This window comes from Anatilimnocola aquadivae (assembly GCF_049819085.1).
Lineage (GTDB): Bacteria > Planctomycetota > Planctomycetia > Pirellulales > Pirellulaceae > Anatilimnocola.
Window position 1 is genome coordinate 6,059,080 of record NZ_CP187419.1, and the last position, 18,549, is coordinate 6,077,628.

Below are 18,549 nucleotides of genomic sequence, written 5' to 3' on the forward strand. Positions count from 1 at the left end.
GAACAATGGCACGAACTACGCAGCCATCGCGCGGCGAGGTAGCAGCAATTCTTCCAGGCGGCCGATGACGATTTGTTGCTCGGCAGCGGTCAACTCGGGGAAGATTGGCAAGCTTAGCACTTCAGCGGCGGCTCGTTCCGTTTCCGGCAAGCTGCCAGGGCGATAACCGAGCGAGCGGAAGCATTCCTGCAAGTGGAGCGGAATGGGGTAGTAAACTTCGCTTCCCACGCCCCATTCGTTCAGCCGTTGCTTGACCATGTTGCGTTGACCGTTTGGCACTCGCACCGTGTATTGATTCCACACGTGATCGTTGCCTGGCAGTGCGATCGGCATGCCCAGCGAATGATGCAGCCCCGACGAAGTGAGCCCTTCGTGATAGCGCATGGCATTGGCTGTGCGTTGTTCACCCCAGGTGGCCAAATGATTGAGCTTCACATTCAGCACCGCAGCCTGGAGCGTATCAAGACGGCTGTTGATGCCGATGACGCGGTGATGATAGCGCGGGTTCATGCCGTGCGCGGCAAACAGACGCAGGCGCTCGGCCAACGCGTCGTCGTTCGTCGTGAGCATGCCGCCATCTCCCATTCCGCCGAGATTCTTCGTGGGATAGAAGCTGAGGCAGCCAATCGTGCCCATCGAGCAGGCCGGCTTGCCTCCGTGCTTGGCATCGATGGCCTGGGCGGCATCTTCGATGACGGGAATGTTGTGGGCTTTGGCAATCGCCTGAATCGCGGTCATATCGGCGCATTGGCCGAACAAGTGAACGGCAATGATGGCCTTGGTACGCGACGTGATGGCTCGTTCCAAGCAGGCAGGATCAAGGTTAAACGTAGCTGGGGCGATGTCGACGAACACCGGCGTGGCGCCCACGCGAGTCACGGCACTGGCGGTGGCAAAAAACGTAAAGCTGGGGACGATCACCTCATCGTAATCGGTGATGTCGAGAGCCATCATCGCGAGCAGCAGAGCATCGCTGCCGGAAGCACAACCAATGGCGTGTTCGACTTCGCAGCGTTCGGCGATCGATCGCTCGAGTTGGTTGACCTCGGGGCCGAAGAGAAAGCGGCCGGAATCGACGACGCGGGTGAGGGCCGCGACGAATTCTTCTCGCAGCGGAGCGTTGCCGCGGTTTACATCGAGGAGAGGTACGTTACCGGACTTGCCAAGCGGAGCGTTCATTCAGTGCATCCTTGCACGCGGTCAGGGGCCATTCGCCAGCGCATCCTCGCGCGGCACCTTCAGCTGAAATTTCGGGTACCGAAGGCGGGTGCAGCCTACGCGCGGGGCGAAAACGGGTCAAGATCAGCCGGCCACTTGTCTTATTTCCAGCGCTGCCAAAGTTGTTGTAGCTGAGAGGTAGCTTGCGGCGAATGGAGCCCTCGCGCAAACGCCAATTGGCCGTAAAGATCGGCCAACGAGCGGAATTCGCCCGCCAGTGCGGGCTCTGCCTGACCCACGATACTGGCATATTCGAGGGGCGTTTGACCAACGGCTCGCGGACACGAGCGGTCGCGGCCGCGAGCTTCCAGCGCAGCGAATGTGTAGCGCACCAGCTCTGCTAGCGACCAGCGAGCTGCCAGTCCCGAGGTAAAGGGATCGGGAAATTCAACAAACCGCTTGGCGGGTGGGGCTGCAACCGGGGGAGCTACGGCATCGGTGACCACCGTCTGTTGACCAAACCAGCGGGCCCATAGCTCGCGAAGCTCCTTCAAAAGTTGCTGCCAGGCGGCGTGCAATTGTTCGCGATGTTTCCAACCAAAGTAGGCGACCGCGAGAATGACCAGCAGGTAGAACAGCCACTTCAGAGCATGTGCCAGGTACGCGAAGAACTGACCGATTGCTTGCGAGATTGATTGCGAAGTTGGTGGCGGTGGTTTACCTGGCTGCTGCTGGTTCGTCTGTTCCGCAGGCTGTTCCGCAGGCTGTTGCTCGGCTTCGTTACTTGGAGGTGGTGACTTGTTTTCGCCGCTGGGTTGCTGCTTCGGTTGATTGGAATTTTCTGATTGCTGGCTGTTTTGCTCGCCGGATTTATTCGGCGGCGATTGATCGCGTTGGTTTTGAGCTTGCGAGTTCTCACCTTGCTGCTGCTCCCCACTCTTGCTCGGCTGGTTGCCAGCCGAGTTTGGCCGCTGCGATTGCTGATCTGGAGACGAGCCGGATTTTCCCTGCTGCTGCGAAGGCGACTTTCCACCACTTTGCTTTGAATCACCTTGGGAACCGGACCCAGGTTTGCCATCACTGCCCGACTGCGGCGATCCCTTACCATCGGGCGATGACTGCTTGGCATCTTTTGCTGGCTCACCCTTGTTGGCCGTTTGAGCCGCGTCTGGTTTTGCTTTCGCGCCTTCGTTGCCCCAGCCCCAACGTGATGAGGTGAGGTCGGGAGATTTGATCTCAGGGGCTAAGTGGGTGATGGAATACTCCGGAATTGGCCTTGGCAAGAGCGAAGCGATGATGAGTAACGCCACGACCATCACGCCGCCGGTGCTGAGCCAGACGGCGGCCATTTCGTTGGGCATTTCCAGGTTGCGACTGCGCAGATAACGACGCAGGCTAAGGAAACTGGTCGAGAGCAATAGCGCTAGTCCAGCGGCAACGTAAACGACGAGCAACCAGAACGTACGACGTCGCAGTTCGAGATTGTCTGCGGGCACATACCACTGGCCGAAGCCGAATAGCGGCAAGGCTGCCAGCGAGAAGTACACGACCCACACACCCGGCGCATGTGGCCTATCGTCACGCGCCAGCCACCACTGCCAAACGGGCAGCGCGGCATTGGGATTAGCTGCGTTCGTCATGCCTGCTGGTTCGGGCGGCTTGGATGGCTCGGGTTGCGGCGAATCTGGTTGGGATACTTTGAGCGACAGGAACCGATCGAGCCCTGTCGTTTGCATCAACCCTTCACCGGTAAAGTCGCGGCCCCCTTCGATGAGCGTGCAGTCCCAGGTCAACTTGTGCGCTGCCCACCAGGTGATACCCATGAGAAACCAATTGAGAGTGGGCCCAAGCACCGCAAGTGGACCGCGTACCTCGACAAACGTGCCTAACGCAACCGCCACACAAATGGCCAGCGGAATGCCGTACAGGGATGCGTAGCCCGCTCCCTCCTCCATCGAAATGCGAGCGACGCACACGATGGCCATTACAAACATGGCAAGCACGAACAACAGGCGGGCCTGGTAATCGCCCAGGTAGAAGACCTCGACCAGATAGAACACCAGGCTGCCAACGAGCAGCATGATCAGGAAGGGAGCGATCCCCACGACCAGCCAATCGACAATCGTTTCTGGAGTACGACGCGGCATGCCTGGATTGTAGCTTGGCTAGCCTCGGGGACGAAGAAAGGCGTGGAGGCGAAGGGACGTTTGTCAAAAACCATTGACAAGGAATTCCTCGCTCATAGTAAGATAGTGGCATGATCATGCCGGAGTCGATTCGACTTCCAGCGTCGCGCTCGTAAGGTAGCTGGTTTATGGATCCAATTTCGATCAATTCCAGAGTTAGCAGCGATGGTGTGCTACACCTGGATTTACCCGTCGGGTTAGCCAACGCAAATCAGGATGTAAAAGTCACCGTAGAGTCTGTATCGCCGGCAACTGTCGACTCCGAACAATGGCGGGCTGACATTCTAGGAACCGCGGGTAAGTGGCTCGGCGATTTCGAAAGGCCTGTGCAAGGCCATTACGAGCAACGGGAGCCGTTAGGGTGAGCTACCTGCTCGATACGAATTCCTTTATCGATCATTTGCGACGGGGCCCAGGATCAAAGGTGACCACACGCCTCTTGGTAGCAAATCCAGGCAGTATCTATTTGTGCTCGATCGTTCTTGCAGAATTGCTCTATGGGGTGAGGCATTCAGCCACCTCACATCAGGCTGCAAATCTCGCCCTGGTCGAGGTGCTTCGCCAGCGGTTCGCTTCTTTGCCCTTTGATGATCGGGCTGCGGAAGAGTACGGCAGGATTCTCGCACAACTGGCCTCGCAGGGGAATTTAATCGGGCCGAATGATTTGCTGATTGCTGCGATTGCATTGGCTAATCGGATGACATTGGTCACCAATAATACGGCCGAGTTTACTCGCGTTGCTGGTCTTACAGTCGAATCGTGGCAATAAACTATCGCAGCCAGTACTGCGCGCAGATTTCGGCGACGGCGGATTCGTCGGGGAGATGCCGAGTCTCAATGCCTTCGGCCATCAACGGGCCGGCAGCATCGGCATATTCGGTGATCTCGAAGACATTGATCAGGGCGACGACGGCGAGCCCGCGCCGGCGGAGCATGCCGAGCGAGATGGCAATCTCGTGAGTCACGCGGGGCAAAAGGGCAATCACTGTGGCATCGCGAGGCAGGCGTGAAGCAGCTTCCAGAATCAGTTGAGGCAAGGAGAGGCCGTCGGTGAGTTCGAGTCGTGCCAGCACTTCGAGAATCTGCTGCAGTTGATCGCCGCCGCGGCGAGTATCGATGATGACGGGCCGTAAGCGATCGCTAGTTTCCCGCACGCTGGCTGCGACCTTCGCCGCATCGCGAGTGCGCCAATCGCTGGCCCAACCTTCAGTGCGGATGCGATCGACGGCGTCGCGTCCGTTCGTCACGAGACCAATCTGCTGTCCCATCAGGCTCACCGCATGAGCAATGGAAGCAGCAGCGGTGATGGCCAATTCGCTCCGCCGGGGTTCGTGTTTGGCGGGATGCGATTCCTGGTGAAAGTCGACGAGCAAAGTGACTCCAGCGACGGTGGAAGGCTCATACACCTTGCTGTGCAACGTGCCCGTGCGAGCCGTCGCGCGCCAATGAATCCGATTGAGTGAATCACCTTCCTGATACGCGCGCACTCCGCTGATGCGTGTGGGGTCTTCGTACAGGCGATACGTCATTCGCACTTCGCCGATCGGTCGTTTCGACGAAATGGCATATCCGGTGAGCGGGACAATTTTGGGCATCACCAGCAGGAAGTGAGGCTCCGTAAGCACACGAAACCTGCGATGCAAACCGAAGAGATCGCCGGTCTCCAGCACTAGCGGACCAAGCTGATAGTAGCCGCGGCGATTGCACTTCAGCTGATAACGCAGGTTTTTGTGACTGCGCGGCCAAAGATGCGTCAGCTGCACTCGGCTGCCGCTGACGCCGAGTCTGGGTGGCGAATACAGCAGCGCTTCGCGCGGTAGCAGGTCCTCGACCATTACCCAGGGAATCGGCAAGTTGCCGGTGTTCTCGATGGTGACAATCACGGCGACCTCGTCACCTTCTTCCACTGTGTAGCGATTGCATTCTCGCGTTGCCGAGAGTGCGTTCGCCCAGCGATGCGTCAGGTAACGACTGACGAGCAACACGCCGATGAGCGTGTACATCGCATAGACCAGCAGCCCGAGCCGAAAGACGATGGCCAGAATCAGAATCAGCACGATGGCGGCTGGCCAAATCATGCTGGGTTGCCCTCGGCGAGCACGGGCACAGCAATCTCGGCAACGATGTCTTCGACCAGAACGGTCGCCGTGACTTTTCGCAGCCGGCTCTCGGGCTTCACGATGATGCGGTGCGTCAGGACTGGGGCAGCCACGCGTTTGACATCGTCCGGCAACACATATGCCCGGCCGCGCAGGGCAGCCATCGCTTGCGAGCAGCGAAATAGGGCGATCGAGGCTCGCGGGCTGCCACCGAGGGCGACGTCTTCGTGCGACCGAGTGTCGTGCACGATCTGCATCAGGTAGCGACGGACCTTGTCGTCGACATAAACATTTCGCACGGCCTGCTGGCAAGCGACCAGTTCCTCGGCAGAGACGACGGGCTCGATTTGATCAATCGGATGCGAGTGCTGCAGCATCTCGAGCATCTTCAGTTCTTCTTCCATCGTCGGATAACCCAGGCTGAACCGCATCAGAAAGCGGTCGAGCTGAGCTTCGGGCAGCGAGAAGGTTCCTTCGTGATCGACGGGGTTCTGCGTGGCAATCACCAAGAACGGCGGGCCCAACTTGTGCGTGGTGCCATCAACGGTCACGCGGCTCTCAGCCATCGCTTCCAGCAGGGCGGATTGCGTGCGCGGCGTGGTGCGGTTGATTTCGTCAGCGAGCACCACCTGGGCGAAGAGTGGTCCCCGGCGAAACTCAAAATCAGTCGTCTTAGGATTGAAGATAGACGCGCCGGTGACATCGCCGGGAAGCAGGTCAGGCGTGCATTGAATTCGTTTGAACGTACAACCCACGCTCCGAGCGAGCGCCCGGGCGAGCATCGTTTTGGCAACGCCCGGCACATCTTCCAGCAGAATGTGCCCCTCGCAGAGCCAAGCGCACAGCGAGAGGACCAATGACTGACGCTTGCCGACAATCGCCTTTTCGACGTTGGCGATGATTCGTTTGGCAGCGCCGTTAACGTCAGTCACAGGAATGCAGACTGTAGAAGAATGAGGGCAAGCTGAAAGATACTACTCGGGGATGACGTGCGAGACAGTAACGCTGCTTTCCTTGGCATCGTCGGCGATCTTGAGCGGTACGGTGAAGACCACCGCACCGACCTTGCAAACGCCTTCGTCTGCATCCTGACAGTAATAGTAATTCAGCGAGATGCTGATTTCATCTTCGCCGGCACCGGTAACAGGCAAAGTTACCTCAAATTTCGAGGCTGGCTCGGCCAGCTTCTGTTTGCCAAACGAGTCGCGTTTGACCGGTCCTTCGCTCTTGGTCGAATCGACCCAGTACGACATGGGAGCCAGCGGGTTGGTCTTCCAACCGGTAGGAAGCTTTAATTCGACGTTGACCTTCACCGCACCATCTGCGGGCTTAAGCGTCGCGAGCGGCACGGCTTCCGGATGTGCTCCCTTAAAGCTGGGCTTCTTTTCCGGAGCCTTGGCTTCTTTGCTGGCACTCAGTCCAGCAATGGTAAGCGTACCGACCTTCTTGGTGGCGAGATCGATGGTGCGGATTAGGTGGTTGTTGGTGTCGGCAACGTAGAGCTTTCCCTTCACGTGCGCGATGCCGGCCGGTTCGTCGAAGGCAGCCGGTTCGTCGGTTTTTCCGGGTTCGCTGCTGCCGGCGAGGGTGGTGGTTTCGCCTGTTTTTGCATCAACCACTTTCACCTTGTTGTTATAGGTATCGGTGACATACAGCTTGCCATCGAGATAGGTCACGCCCAGGGCATGCTGCAACTTGGCCTTCTCGCGCGGGCCATCGATATCGCCAAAGGCGAACAAACGGCCACCTTGCAGCAAGTTGGAACCGACGACGGTGCGAACATTCTTGGTGCGGTCAAAAGGTACTGCTCGAATCGAGCTCCCTTCGCTATCGGCCACGAAGAGCCAGGTGCCGTCACTGGCGAGACCGCTAGGCTGGGCAAACGAACTGTAGCCGGGTTCGTAGGGAGACATGGGAATCAGTGGACCATCGACGATATCTTCGCGGCCGTTACCGGCGTAGGGGCCAATTTCGGATTCATCGAGCGGCATCACCCAAATCTGATGCGGACCAGCCATCGCGATGTACAGGTTCTTGTTGTGAATCCACAGATCCCACGGGCTGTTGAGGGCGGTCGATTTCGGCTTGCCCACCCAACGCTCGGGAAGGGCGCCGGTCAATCGAGCTTCGTCCAGGCCGGGCCAAGGATTCTTGGCTTGCGAACCGATGCCGGCGATGGTGGTGACTGTCTTCCCCTTCAGGTCGGCCTTGCGCAGCGTGTGATTCTCGGTGTCGGCGATATAGAGCGTGTCGCCCAGCAGCGCACAGCCCTGAAGATGATCGAACGAGGCCTGCGCAAACGAGCCATCGTCCTTACCAATCGCTCCACTGCCGATGATCTCGAGCAGCTTGCCTTCGAGATCGGTAATCACAATCCGGTTGTGGTTGCTATCAGAAATGAAGAGCCGGCCGCCGGCTTCATCGGCCAGGATCTTGCCGGGAAATCGCAGTGGTGTTGCCAGTTGCCTGCCTGCCTCGAGATCCAGCGGGAAGGGCTTGGCATCGTCGAGCAGCTTTTCCTGCTTGTAATAGGGAATGGCCTTCTTCAGCACCTCGGCCACTTGCTCGGCCTTGAACTCGCCAGTGTCGCCCCAAACGGCGTTTCCTTCGGGATCGATCAGCAGCGCCGTCGGCCAGCTGTTGATGCCAAAGGTGTCCCAAATGGTGTGATCGGCGTCGTTCACCACCGGGTGCTCGATCTCGTATCGCAGCACGGCGGCGAGGATGTTTTCCTTGTCCTTCTCCGTATCGAACTTGGCCGAGTGAACGCCAATGACCACCAGTTCGTTCGGGAACTGCTTCTCGAGCTTTTTGAGTTCCGGCAAGATGTGGATGCAGTTGATGCAGCAGTAGGTCCAGAAGTCGAGAAGGACGAACTTACCCTTCAGGTCCTTCTTGGCGAGCGGTTTCGTGTTGATCCACTCCATACCCTTGGGAAAGTCAGGAGTTTCCAGCTTGCGACGGAAAGGGTTCGGGATTTTTCCTTCGACTGCCTTTCCTTCGTCGCCGGGCGCTTTTAAGGCAACCTGCGTTTCAGGCATCGGAGGGACTGTCGTCTCCTCGGGCTTTGTCTCAGGCGGCGCGAGAGCAGTGTCATCTACCTTCGCGTCAGCCGCTTCGGGGGCAACCTCTTTGGCAGCCGGTTCGTTGGCGGCGGCATACTTGGGCTTGGACGCTGCGGGGACGCATCCAACGGCGCTGATTGCTGCCAGCACCAAGACCGCCTGTACCATCGCCCCGTTACGGGTTGCCAAACCATTCATATCGCATCCTTCCCAACAGATTCGAAGCGGTCCCGAATGACCGCTATCATCGTACCCCACGGCGCGTTCGAAGTGAACCTGCTTCGCGCCGCTCGCCAGCGGACGTGCTAGCTGGCCCCTGAAAAAAGAATCTCGCCGCAAACTTTACGCGGCTTACCTCGCTTGTACCTAGCCGGAAAAAGTCTTGCAGCCGAACCATGCGGTGACCGAATAAGTATCCATGCGGTTCGCTTAGCGCGCCCATTCCTGGCACCGCAAGGACAGCCTGGAGCGGAGTGTGAGCGGGTCGAATTTGTTTGTCTTGACCATCGGCAGCGCGATACGCTGATGGATGGTCACCCAGGCTCTAAAGGGGACAGCTTTGAGCCTGGCCAGAGGGGGGGACCACTGTGCACTGGCGCGCCAGTTCAGGCGATCAGTCAGCGAGCAGCGGAGGGAGATACATGATTCGCATCCAGGCGTCGACCAAGTCGTTTTCCGGTACCCTTGCCGGCAAAGTGATCTGCGCATTCCTTTTGACTGGCTCGCTCCTATCGGGCGAAGTCAGCGCGAAGGACTGGGCGCAGAAGATGTTCAAAGTCACCACCCATGACTTTGGCCACGTTGCCCGCGGGGCCAAGACCGAATTCGCTTTCGAGATCCAAAACACCTACGAAGAAGACGTCCACATTGCCGAGGTCCGCAGCAGCTGCGGATGCACGACTCCCACCGTCAGCAAGACCACGCTCAAGACCTGGGAGAAGGGCGCCGTCGTCGCGGCCTTCAATACAAAGTCGTTCACCGGCCAGCGCAACTCGACGCTCACCGTCGTCATCGACAAGCCCTTCCACGCCGAAGTCCAGCTGCAAGTCACGGGCTACATTCACAGCGATGTCGACTTCCAGCCCGGCTCGATCGCCTTTGGCGACGTCGACCAAGGCACCACCGTGCAGCAAAAGGTGGCCGTCACTTTCTACGGTCGTAACAACTGGAACATCACCGACGTTCGCAGTGTGAACGAGCACTTGGAAGTCGAACTCAGCGACGCCGTTCGTGGCGGTGGTCGCACGACCTACCAGATGAGCGTCAAGCTCAAGGGTGAGGCACCAGCCGGCTACATCAGCGACACACTCACGCTCGTCACCGACGACCGCAACCTGCCGACCGTTCCGCTGACGGTGGAAGGCAAAGTGGTTCCTCCGCTGACCGTCAGCCCCAGTGCACTCTTTCTGGGTGTGTTGGCACCTGGCCAAAGCGTGACGAAGCAACTCGTCGTCCGTGCCCGCCAACCGTTCAAGATCCTCTCCGTCAAGTGCGACGGCGAAGCCTTCCAGTTCAAGACCAATGACCAGGCTCGTGCGGTCCATCTGGTTCCGGTAACCTTCACCGCTGATGCCATGACGGGTGAGATTCAGCAGACCATCGAGATCGAAACCGATCTCATGGTCGGTGGCAAAACCACCTGCCTCGCTCGCGGTAGCATCCGCGACCCGAAGCAACCCACCAACGACAGCGCCCTCCGGCCAACCACGATTCAGAAGTAGTTCTGAGCTAAAAGTTCTGAGACAGGAAGCAACGCGTGCCTCCTGTCCGGTCTCAGAACTCTAAACCCAGAACTTCTTCCCTTACAACTGCGACGGCCGTTCACCCACGGCCACTTCCAATTCCACTTCGCTGCCGTTGCGATTCACGAGCGCTTTGACGCGGCTGCCGATCTTGGTTTGAGCTACAAACTGCCGCAGTTCCGCGGGAGTCGCCACTTCGCGGCCATCCCATCGCAGGACGATGTCCCCCTCTAAGATGCCGGCTTCCGAAGCGGGCGATTGCTGGGTTGGCGTATTGATCACACGCAGCACCATCGCCCCTTTTGCTACGGGCGAGACCGAGGAAGTTGCCGCCATCGCCACATCGGCCAGTTCCACGCCGAGCCAACCACGGCGAACCAGACCTTCGTCCTTCAGTCGCGAAATGATCTGCCTGGCAATGTGGCTCGGAATGGCAAAGCTGATGCCTTGATAGGCATCGCCCACAATCGCCGTGTTGACCCCAATCACGCGGCCTTCGGTATCGACGAGTGGACCACCGCTGTTGCCCGGGTTCACAGCCGCATCGGTCTGCAAAAAGTCCTGATACGGCGAGCGCGACATGCCCGTGCGATGTTTGCCACTGATGATCCCGCTCGTCACGCTTCGCTGCAATCCAAACGGGCTTCCCACAGCCCACACCATCGAGCCCACTTCCGCGTCATCGCTCTCGCCCCAATCAGCGGGAATCAATCCATCAGCATCAACCTTCAGCAGGGCCAAATCGGTTTCGCGATCCTGGCCAACCACGCGAGCTGTCGCTCGTCGGCCATCACTCAAATAGACCTCAATCTCCTTGGCGCCATCGATCACGTGATAGTTGGTGACGATGTGCCCTTCCTTATCGACGACAAAGCCGGAGCCCTGGCCATCGTGCGGAATGCGCCAAGTACCACCGAGCGGACCACCCGCGATCGCCACATTGCTCAAGCTGGTCTGCGCCGTGATGTGTACGACGCTCGGGCCGACTCGTTGCGACACCAACTGCGACGCTCGCGATAGTTGCGCGAGCGGTTGATCCTTCAAGGCCTCTTTAGCCAGTTCGTGCTCGGCCCGTTGTTTGCCGCGAGCAGCCGAATATTGAATCTGTTCGACCATGTGCGGGACGAGATAGGTGACTCCCAGCAGCACGCCCAAAAACGTCATCAGCCAGAGCAACTTGGCCCATGCCAGGCGAATGCGCAGTTCGTCGCGCATCGCGGGGCGAGCTTCGGTCTCTGGTGCTTCGTCGTCTTGCCAAACCGCCGCTTCCTGACGATGGGCAGCAGCGGCAGCTAGTTGCAATTGCGGCTTATCAGCCGGCGATCGCTCCGCCAGCGGTCGATCGAGCGGCGGCAGTGCCTTTAATCGTTCGACGAGCGAGGCTCGGTCGGACAACGAAAGTTCATCGGGGCTCGCGTGCAGCGCACGCCGGTCGCCCGACCGTTCAGGTTGGTTCAGCCCGTTGTCCATTGCCCCGTCTCTCGCCCGGAGAAGAAAAGTGGAGTGAGTCCCATTATAGGCGATGCCTCGGCCGACGCACTCAGAATTTTCGGCGACCTGTCGGAGAATTCACGTGGTCGCAGGGCTAGCATTCTGCTTGACGTAAGTCTGCGTGCCAAGGCAAACTTCAAGTGCCAACTTGTCCAACCAAAGCAGGCCCGATTCGAGCGCGACTCGCATATCTCTCGGCTGCGGCGCGATTTTCGGTCCAAATCGAGATGCAAAGTTGGACACCCCTCTTTTGCGGTCTGCAGAGACTTATGTCGAATCGGCACGAACAACTGGACAGTTGGAACCAAGCCCTTTGGAGCGATGCCCTTCGCGGCATACAGTTTGCGATTCCCTTGCTCTCGACTGCAAAGGCTGTCCACTGCCGCGTTGGCAAGGCGGCCGGCCAAGCTACGAACTTGCGAGGAGAACGCCATGTCTGCACCTCATTTGGATACTTTGAATAGTCTGCTGCGTGGCGAGTTAGCCGCCATCGAGACCTATCAGCAAGCACTGCAAAAACTCGACAGCGAACATGGAGCTTTGCAACTCGCCCAGATTCGCGACGAACATAGCGAGGCTGTTTCACTCCTGCGAAAACAGATTCGCGAGTTCGGCGGCGATCCCGAAACGAGTTCCGGCACCTGGGGTACCTTTGCCAAAGCCGTGGAATCCACAGCCCAACTGTTTGGTACTTCGGCCGCGCTCACGGCGCTCAAGCAGGGCGAAGAACACGGACGAAGCGATTACGAAAAGGCTGTTCACGGGCAACAACTGCCAGCCTCCATGCAGTCGCTCATCAACGGCATTTTGCTCCCCCAAACCCGCGCGCACATCTCCACGCTGGAACGCCTGCAAGCCGTTCAGCACGCGTAGAACTGGCTCCCTCACATCAACTTTGATAACCATTTTTGATAACCTTTTCGCGCGATTTTTCGAGCCACTCGTTTCGCCGCAACCCATTTCTTTTCATCGCGTTGCGGCGAACACAAACGGTTATCACCTCTCCCGCGCGATAACCGTTTGATAACCATTCTGCACTGCTGTTCATGCTGGCAATCATCTTCTCGTCCTTCGCGAGGTTCCCAGCCCCGCACAACTCTTTGTCTCTGTCTGCGCCTCTGCAAACGCTAACCATCTCACACCTCCCTGCTTCACTTCCCCACGGCGGCCCGGCAAGATATTTGCCGAAATAGTACCGCATACATTATTGACAAATGTTCCGCAAGTTGTCAAGATGTGTAGATGTTGTGTTTTCAATATTCTCGGTGTCCTTGGACTTTCGCAGGGAGAGAATGTAACCATCCCCGCTCGCATTCGTCCCATCGGGACGCTGGATGTCGCCACAGGTTCAGCGCCACTCGCTTTAGCGAGCGAAGCGCAACCCGTGGTAACAGTCAAAATAGAAAACCTCCGGCCCGCAGAGACGAAATGCGATGAGAACACGTTTCAGAGACTACAAAGTGTGGCTACGAGTCCAGCGTCAGCCAAGGCGCGCCAGGTTCAACGCGCAAGCTACTTGGGAAGCCGGCATCGGCAAAGCGAGACATGGCAGCCTCAAATGCAAGCCGAGTGATCGCGGGTGCGTCAATGACTGCAAATAGATACGACCACTCTTCGGCATGCGCCACAGGCTTTACGTAGAGCCCAGGCGGGCAATGGGCACGTTCAGCGATCCACGATTCCACGAGCGTCGCGTCGCCGTCGATCCCCCACCAGGCGTCGACACTCCAGCATTCCGACGGATCGATGCTGCGCGAAGATAAAATTTCAATTTCGTCGCTGAATGGATGAATGGGAATGTACTCCCATCCGCGCGTTTCATGGCGGTAGACATTGTTCGGCGCGAAGTCTACGCGTCGACGAAAGTCTCTCCACCGCCGCAGTCGCTTCATGGGTGACATTCTAACTTCCTGGCATCCGTCCTGACGTCGGCTGTTTGTAGCTGCTTCAGGACACTCCGAGATTCGATGCCGTGCCGTCAGCATCAACCTCGATCGTGATTGTACGGCCCTCCATGAAATTCGGATGAAAGAACTTGAACCAAGCTTCGTCGCCGTCATTCACAGCAACCCCAGTTAGCCGTGCGCCAGCTTTTAATTCGTCTTCGGAAAGACGCACTTTGGGGTAAAGTGTTCGATGAAAGTCCATATTCTCAATTAGGATGTTCCTGCAACTCTTCATTTGTTCCGGGTTATTGGCGAGGCGATAGAAAACCCTCAGCCGCATCAAACACTGCTCGATAGCAGTTTCACGATCTTCGTCTTCGCAGAAGGTATCCTGAAACAGACAGTCATGACCTTCAATCATTGCTTGAAACTCAATCACGCCGAGACGGCCTTGCTCTGCTACCGGCATTTGCACTTCGCAGCGCCCAAGCACAGCATCCATTTTCGCGATCGTTTCTGGCTCAACCCGTTCCCGCTGAGATTGTCGAGAACGGGTCCAAATGCGGCTGAGTATGTCTCGCAAAACTCTCATGCGCTAGATTGTAAAAGAAGTTAAGACGCTACACCAACAAAAAGCGATGCTGCATCACTTTCGCGTTAGCTAAAGAGTAGCTTTGCATCGTCATGCGTTGCTCAGAGTGAGCCGCCGCGAAGTGCCTTCCAAAGCAGGCCGACAACGCACGTGACGAAACAGTAATCCATGCGGTTCCTGAAATATGCCTTCCTCTCCTCATCCCTGCTTAAACATCTTCGCGGCGGCCACATAGTGCTCGGCCGCATGTTTAATTTTGGCGAAGTCTTTCTCGGTCGCAGCGCGGAGGACACGGGCGGGGACCCCGAGCACGATGCTGCCGGGCGGAATCTCGGTGTTCTCCATCACCACGGCACCCACGCCGACGATGCTGCCGCGGCCGATCTTCGCGCCGTTCATCACGACGGCGCGCATGCCGATCAGGCAATCGTCTTCCACGGTAGCTCCATGCACGATGGCTCCGTGCCCCAGCGTCACGCGTTCGCCCAGCACGCAGGGCTTCCCGGGATCGGCGTGCAGGATGCAGCCATCTTGCACGTTTGTACCGGCGCCAATCCGAATCGCTTCGGTATCGCCGCGAATCACGGCGCTAAACCACACGCTGCAGTTCTCGCTCAGCCTGACATCGCCAATCACCACCGCCCCCGCAGCAATAAACGCAGTGTCATGGACAAGTTCGGGGCGGAAGCGGGTTTGCATAGCGGGAAGGGGCTGGGGGCTAGGAACTGGGGGCTAGGGGAAGCAGGAACAATCATTCTGGGTTTCGCCTCATCCCTTCGCCAGTGCCGTCTCCATTTCGAAAATGGTAACCTGCCTATGTCTCCTCTAGTCCCTAGCCCCCAGTTCCTAGCCCCTAGCCCCTAGCCCCGCCATGCCCGAACTTCCCACCATCGCCCGTGCTGCCGAAATGATCCGCGAGGGGGAATTGCGGCCTGTCGATTTGGTGCAGATGTGTCTGGCGAACATCGACAAGCATGAGTCAGCCGTGCAGGCGTGGGTCACGGTCGATCGCGAGGGAGCGCTCAAGGAAGCGTATCGGCTGGGTGGCATGTTGGCCGAAGGAGACGAGCCGACCAGCCCGCTGTTTGGTATTCCGCTCGGGATCAAAGACATTATTGATGTCGCCGGCCTGCCGACTCGGTGTGGCTCGCCACTGCGCGGCCAATCGCCGGCCGGGAAAGATGCTCCCGTCGTCGCGGCGTTGCGAGAAGCCGGCGCAATCATGTTGGGCAAGACCGTCACGACGCAGTTCGCTGCCTTCGATCCGCCGCCGACGAAGAATCCGTGGAACGCCGCGCATACGCCCGGTGGCAGTAGCAGCGGCAGTGCCGCGGCAGTCGCAATGGAAATGTGCTTCGCCGCGCTCGGCACGCAAACGGGCGGCTCGATCACGCGGCCCGCTTCGTACTGTGGTGTCGCCGGCTTTAAGCCGCCGTGGGGCGAAGTGAGTCTCGATCACATTGAGCCTCTGAGTTTTCATCTCGATCACGTTGGGCCTATTGCGCGGCGCGTGAGCGATTTGTATCTCGTCTGGCAACAACTGGCCGCGCGAGCCAGCGGCGGCGTCGATGCCACGGTCACGCGCCCTTGGGCTGAGCACGATCTCGAGTATTGGCTCGATTGCTACAGCGTGTATCGCACACTGTTCGTCGTCGACAGTCCGCTGCTCGAACAGGCCGATTCGCTGGTGCAAGCCACGACGAATGCCGCGCTGGAACGCTTACGCACTTCGTTCGAAGTCCGCAAACTGTCGCTCCCCCAGTCGTTCGACAAGGTGCTGACCTGGCACAAGCGAATCATGGCGGTCGAGGCGGCCGAACATCATCGCGGGGAGTTCACCAAGCAGCCTGATAAATTTGCACCGTGCATCACTACGCTCATCAACGAAGGGCTGCAGGTGAGCGCTGTCGATTATTGCGAAGCATTGCGCATGCAAACGCAGGTGCGCAGCGAACTCGCCCAGCTGTTGCATTCGCAAGGTGATTTGCTGGGCTGTCTGGTGATGCCGGCCACGACCACACCCGCGCCCGACGCAGCAACGACGGGCAATCCGGCCTTCAATGCCCCGTGGAGTTTTCTCGGCTTACCCACAGTAACCATTCCTTGCGGCCTGGCGGCGAATGGCTTGCCGTGTGGTCTGCAGTTCATCGCGTTCACCAGCCCGCAGGTCTTCGCGATGGCTGGGATGAGCGAACGCATTTTGCATCAGTACGCTCGACCTCCCCTGCTGAACTAACGCGCCGGTAGAGAAACCCTCACAACCGGGCGGTTCGGATTGCCGGGAAAAATTGCTTCAAGCGTCGCAGGTGGTCCTGCCGATCTTTCAATTAACAACATGCCGGGAGGACGGACTGGCCTCGGCCAATCCGTTTCAGGATAGAGGTCATGATACGACGATGGAGCGGCGTATCATGACCTTTTTGCGTTCTTGAGCCGCACTCCCCTGCTTTGCCCCCCACTCCGCCTTGCTGACAGCAGTCCGTCAGTAGCGTGAGAACTTCTCGGCAAAAATAGTTGCACAGCGATTTCACCCCTGCTTAAAGTATTTTCTGCCTCGCGCCCCTCCATGGGGGCATTTCTCTCCGGGGTGTTCAACTACGTATGCATCTTGTTTCAAGGATCTGTCGAATGAATCTGCCGATGTGGAAAAAGCTGGTTGTCGTAACGCTGCTTATGGGTGCCGTGGGTGTTGTCTCTCAGCCAATGTCGCTGCTGGCGCAAAAGGCAGACGCGAAAGCGCCCGCCGCTGAGACGAAAAAGCAAGTCAAACGCCTGCCCGCCCATTACAAGGACATTGTGACCGTCGAACAGCGTGATAAGATTTACGAACTGCAAGGCAAGTACGATGCGCAGATCTCTGTATTGGCCGAACAGGTCAAGGCAGTGCAAAAGCAACGCGATAGCGAGATCGAAGCGCTGTTGAGTGCCGAGCAGAAGGCCAAGCTGGAAAAAGCTCGGGCCGATGCCAAGACCAAGGCTCAAGAGAAAGCCGCCGCGAAAAAGGCTGCCACCGATAAGGCTGCCGCTACCGCTGCGGTCTCAACCCCGGCCGTTGCCTCACCAGCGGTGAAGGCAGCAGCTACCACGACCACCACCACCGCGAAGCCAACGAAATAGATTCAGCATGGGAGTATTGAGCGGACAGGCCAAAGTTCGACTAGGAACGCGTTCCAGTCCGCTCGCCCGCTGGCAAGCTGAGTGGGTGGCCGCACGCCTCACCGCGTTAGGCGTGCAAGTCGAGATGATCCACATCACCACCCAAGGTGATGTGACCACGGGACCACTTGGCCAGATTGGTGGCCAGGGTCTCTTCACCAAAGAGATTCAACGAGCCTTGCTCGATAACCGCATCGACCTGGCAGTTCACAGCTTGAAAGACCTGCCGACCGATCCGGTTCCCGGCTTAAAGATTGCTGCTGTGCCCCTGCGCGAAGCCACCGCTGATGTGCTCGTGGGACGCTTCACCACACTCGACGATTTGCCGCCGGGCGCGCGCATTGGCACCGGCAGTTTGCGTCGTCGCGCGCAATTGCTGCACCAGCGGCCCGATCTGCAGTTGCTCGAAATTCGAGGCAACGTCGATACTCGCCTTCGCAAGCTAGACGCCGGCGATTACGACGCGATCGTGCTGGCCCAAGCTGGCTTATCACGACTTGGCCTTGCCGCGCGAATTGCCTACATCATTCCGCCGCAGACCATGCTGCCCGCAGTCGGCCAAGGCGCACTGGGACTCGAGACCCGCGCGGACGATGCCAAGACGATCGAACTTTTGCAGCCTTTGAATGACGAAGCTACGCACTCGGCGATCATTGCCGAGCGAACCTTGCTCAACTCCCTGCGAGCGGGGTGTCTGGCCCCTGTCGGAGCCTGGGCGCGAGTGACCGACCGCGGGCTGTTGCTGCAAGCCACGGTTCTCCATCCAGACGGCACGAAAAAGCTCGCAGCCGAAGGACTTGCACCCCCTCTACAGGCCGAGGGACTTGGGCGCGAAGTTGCTCAGCAGCTCATCGACCAAGGTGCCACCGAGCTGATCACAGCTGCCCATCAGGCGCGGTAGTTGCGTCCTGATTTCTGGCAAAAAATCTTGTCTAAAGAACAAAATGCCTGTTCACCTAGTGGATTTGTTAACTTTTGGTTTAGGAAAGTTGACAAGAACCACGCGTTTTATCGCGAAGATGCTTGACGCGGGATAGTTCGGCGAGATACGATCCTACCCAAATTACCGACATTTCCAGTTGTGCCGAATAAAACGCCTGGAAGTGTTGTTTTGGATGCGCGATTTCCCGCATTCTTTTCGCTTGGGGCCTGATCTGTCCGTTCTAGGAGCCTG

At 58.3% G+C, this 18,549-nt stretch carries 16 protein-coding genes; 6 read left to right on the top strand and 10 right to left on the bottom strand.

Annotated features, from left to right (window positions below; all coding sequences use genetic code 11):
- Nucleotides 1-15: 15 nt before the first annotated feature.
- Both NA78x_RS23880 and NA78x_RS23885 read right to left on the bottom strand, forming a co-directional pair.
- On the bottom strand, nucleotides 16-1,179 hold the full coding sequence (locus NA78x_RS23880; RefSeq protein ID WP_425614896.1) for a DegT/DnrJ/EryC1/StrS family aminotransferase: 1,164 nt from the start codon (nucleotides 1,177-1,179) through the stop codon (nucleotides 16-18).
- A 140-nt stretch (nucleotides 1,180-1,319) separates the two neighbouring features.
- A complete protein-coding gene (locus NA78x_RS23885; RefSeq protein WP_425614897.1) occupies nucleotides 1,320-3,305 on the bottom strand; it encodes a DUF4129 domain-containing protein in 1,986 nt (661 codons plus the stop codon).
- A gap of 400 nt (nucleotides 3,306-3,705) precedes the next feature.
- On the opposite strand from NA78x_RS23885, the gene NA78x_RS23890 reads away from it, so the two are divergent.
- Entirely contained in the window at nucleotides 3,706-4,113 is a 408-nt protein-coding gene (locus NA78x_RS23890) for a type II toxin-antitoxin system VapC family toxin (RefSeq protein ID WP_425614898.1), read from the top strand.
- A gap of 1 nt (nucleotide 4,114) precedes the next feature.
- On the opposite strand, the gene NA78x_RS23895 is transcribed toward NA78x_RS23890, so the two are convergent.
- The 3 genes from NA78x_RS23895 to NA78x_RS23905 are packed head-to-tail and all read right to left on the bottom strand — an operon-like array spanning nucleotide 4,115 to nucleotide 8,706.
- Nucleotides 4,115-5,422: a DUF58 domain-containing protein gene (locus NA78x_RS23895; RefSeq protein WP_425614899.1), complete on the bottom strand. Its 1,308-nt coding sequence runs from the start codon at nucleotides 5,420-5,422 to the stop codon at nucleotides 4,115-4,117.
- The gene (locus NA78x_RS23900) at nucleotides 5,419-6,381 is read right to left on the bottom strand and encodes an AAA family ATPase (RefSeq protein WP_425619474.1); all 963 of its coding nucleotides are present in this window, start codon (nucleotides 6,379-6,381) and stop codon (nucleotides 5,419-5,421) included. Before NA78x_RS23900 ends, NA78x_RS23895 begins: the two co-directional genes overlap by 4 nt.
- 36 nt (nucleotides 6,382-6,417) lie before the next feature.
- A complete protein-coding gene (locus NA78x_RS23905; protein WP_425614900.1) occupies nucleotides 6,418-8,706 on the bottom strand; it encodes a thioredoxin-like domain-containing protein in 2,289 nt (762 codons plus the stop codon).
- Between the two features lie 443 nt (nucleotides 8,707-9,149).
- On the opposite strand from NA78x_RS23905, the gene NA78x_RS23910 reads away from it, so the two are divergent.
- On the top strand, nucleotides 9,150-10,229 hold the full coding sequence (locus tag NA78x_RS23910; protein WP_425614901.1) for a DUF1573 domain-containing protein: 1,080 nt from the start codon (nucleotides 9,150-9,152) through the stop codon (nucleotides 10,227-10,229).
- Between the two features lie 81 nt (nucleotides 10,230-10,310).
- Here NA78x_RS23910 and NA78x_RS23915 read toward each other — a convergent pair whose 3' ends face one another.
- A complete protein-coding gene (locus NA78x_RS23915; protein WP_425614902.1) occupies nucleotides 10,311-11,720 on the bottom strand; it encodes a S1C family serine protease in 1,410 nt (469 codons plus the stop codon).
- 453 nt (nucleotides 11,721-12,173) lie between these two features.
- Between NA78x_RS23915 and NA78x_RS23920 the strand changes: the two genes are divergently transcribed.
- A complete protein-coding gene (locus NA78x_RS23920) occupies nucleotides 12,174-12,614 on the top strand; it encodes a DUF2383 domain-containing protein (RefSeq protein ID WP_425614903.1) in 441 nt (146 codons plus the stop codon).
- Nucleotides 12,615-12,630: 16 nt separating this feature from the next.
- Here NA78x_RS23920 and NA78x_RS23925 read toward each other — a convergent pair whose 3' ends face one another.
- The 4 genes from NA78x_RS23925 to NA78x_RS23940 all read right to left on the bottom strand — a co-directional run bounded on the left by NA78x_RS23925 (nucleotide 12,631) and on the right by NA78x_RS23940 (nucleotide 14,918).
- On the bottom strand, nucleotides 12,631-12,801 hold the full coding sequence (locus NA78x_RS23925) for a hypothetical protein (RefSeq protein ID WP_425614904.1): 171 nt from the start codon (nucleotides 12,799-12,801) through the stop codon (nucleotides 12,631-12,633).
- A gap of 406 nt (nucleotides 12,802-13,207) precedes the next feature.
- Nucleotides 13,208-13,642 carry a hypothetical protein gene (locus tag NA78x_RS23930; RefSeq protein WP_425614905.1) on the bottom strand — a complete coding sequence of 145 codons (435 nt, stop codon included), beginning with the start codon at nucleotides 13,640-13,642 and terminating at the stop codon, nucleotides 13,208-13,210.
- A 46-nt stretch (nucleotides 13,643-13,688) separates the two neighbouring features.
- On the bottom strand, nucleotides 13,689-14,129 hold the full coding sequence (locus tag NA78x_RS23935) for a hypothetical protein (RefSeq protein ID WP_425614906.1): 441 nt from the start codon (nucleotides 14,127-14,129) through the stop codon (nucleotides 13,689-13,691).
- 288 nt (nucleotides 14,130-14,417) lie between these two features.
- Nucleotides 14,418-14,918 (bottom strand): gamma carbonic anhydrase family protein, encoded by a 501-nt coding sequence (locus NA78x_RS23940; protein ID WP_425614907.1) that lies wholly within the window; start codon nucleotides 14,916-14,918, stop codon nucleotides 14,418-14,420.
- Between the two features lie 172 nt (nucleotides 14,919-15,090).
- Here NA78x_RS23940 and NA78x_RS23945 point away from each other — a divergent pair, with 172 nt between their 5' ends.
- From NA78x_RS23945 to hemC, 3 genes are all read left to right on the top strand, one after another.
- A complete protein-coding gene (locus tag NA78x_RS23945) occupies nucleotides 15,091-16,455 on the top strand; it encodes an amidase (RefSeq protein WP_425614908.1) in 1,365 nt (454 codons plus the stop codon).
- 392 nt (nucleotides 16,456-16,847) lie between these two features.
- Nucleotides 16,848-17,336 carry a hypothetical protein gene (locus NA78x_RS23950; protein WP_425614909.1) on the top strand — a complete coding sequence of 163 codons (489 nt, stop codon included), beginning with the start codon at nucleotides 16,848-16,850 and terminating at the stop codon, nucleotides 17,334-17,336.
- Nucleotides 17,337-17,343: 7 nt separating this feature from the next.
- Nucleotides 17,344-18,276, top strand: a complete 933-nt coding sequence (gene hemC / locus NA78x_RS23955) for a hydroxymethylbilane synthase (protein ID WP_425614910.1) — start codon at nucleotides 17,344-17,346, stop codon at nucleotides 18,274-18,276.
- The last annotated feature ends 273 nt before the right edge of the window (nucleotides 18,277-18,549 follow it).

Bases quoted from the DNA above. Each gene is read 5' to 3' on its own strand.
- NA78x_RS23915 (WP_425614902.1), bottom strand. From the start codon at position 11,720: ATGGACAACGGGCTGAACCAACCTGAACGGTCGGGCGACCGGCGTGCG.
- NA78x_RS23950 (WP_425614909.1), top strand. From the start codon at position 16,848: ATGAATCTGCCGATGTGGAAAAAGCTGGTTGTCGTAACGCTGCTTATG.
- NA78x_RS23910 (WP_425614901.1), top strand. From the start codon at position 9,150: ATGATTCGCATCCAGGCGTCGACCAAGTCGTTTTCCGGTACCCTTGCC.
- NA78x_RS23930 (WP_425614905.1), bottom strand. From the start codon at position 13,642: ATGTCACCCATGAAGCGACTGCGGCGGTGGAGAGACTTTCGTCGACGC.
- NA78x_RS23945 (WP_425614908.1), top strand. From the start codon at position 15,091: ATGCCCGAACTTCCCACCATCGCCCGTGCTGCCGAAATGATCCGCGAG.
- NA78x_RS23920 (WP_425614903.1), top strand. From the start codon at position 12,174: ATGTCTGCACCTCATTTGGATACTTTGAATAGTCTGCTGCGTGGCGAG.
- NA78x_RS23935 (WP_425614906.1), bottom strand. From the start codon at position 14,129: ATGGATGCTGTGCTTGGGCGCTGCGAAGTGCAAATGCCGGTAGCAGAG.
- NA78x_RS23940 (WP_425614907.1), bottom strand. From the start codon at position 14,918: ATGCAAACCCGCTTCCGCCCCGAACTTGTCCATGACACTGCGTTTATT.
- hemC (WP_425614910.1), top strand. From the start codon at position 17,344: ATGGGAGTATTGAGCGGACAGGCCAAAGTTCGACTAGGAACGCGTTCC.
- NA78x_RS23885 (WP_425614897.1), bottom strand. From the start codon at position 3,305: ATGCCGCGTCGTACTCCAGAAACGATTGTCGATTGGCTGGTCGTGGGG.
- NA78x_RS23925 (WP_425614904.1), bottom strand. From the start codon at position 12,801: ATGATTGCCAGCATGAACAGCAGTGCAGAATGGTTATCAAACGGTTAT.
- NA78x_RS23905 (WP_425614900.1), bottom strand. From the start codon at position 8,706: ATGAATGGTTTGGCAACCCGTAACGGGGCGATGGTACAGGCGGTCTTG.
- NA78x_RS23895 (WP_425614899.1), bottom strand. From the start codon at position 5,422: ATGATTTGGCCAGCCGCCATCGTGCTGATTCTGATTCTGGCCATCGTC.
- NA78x_RS23880 (WP_425614896.1), bottom strand. From the start codon at position 1,179: ATGAACGCTCCGCTTGGCAAGTCCGGTAACGTACCTCTCCTCGATGTA.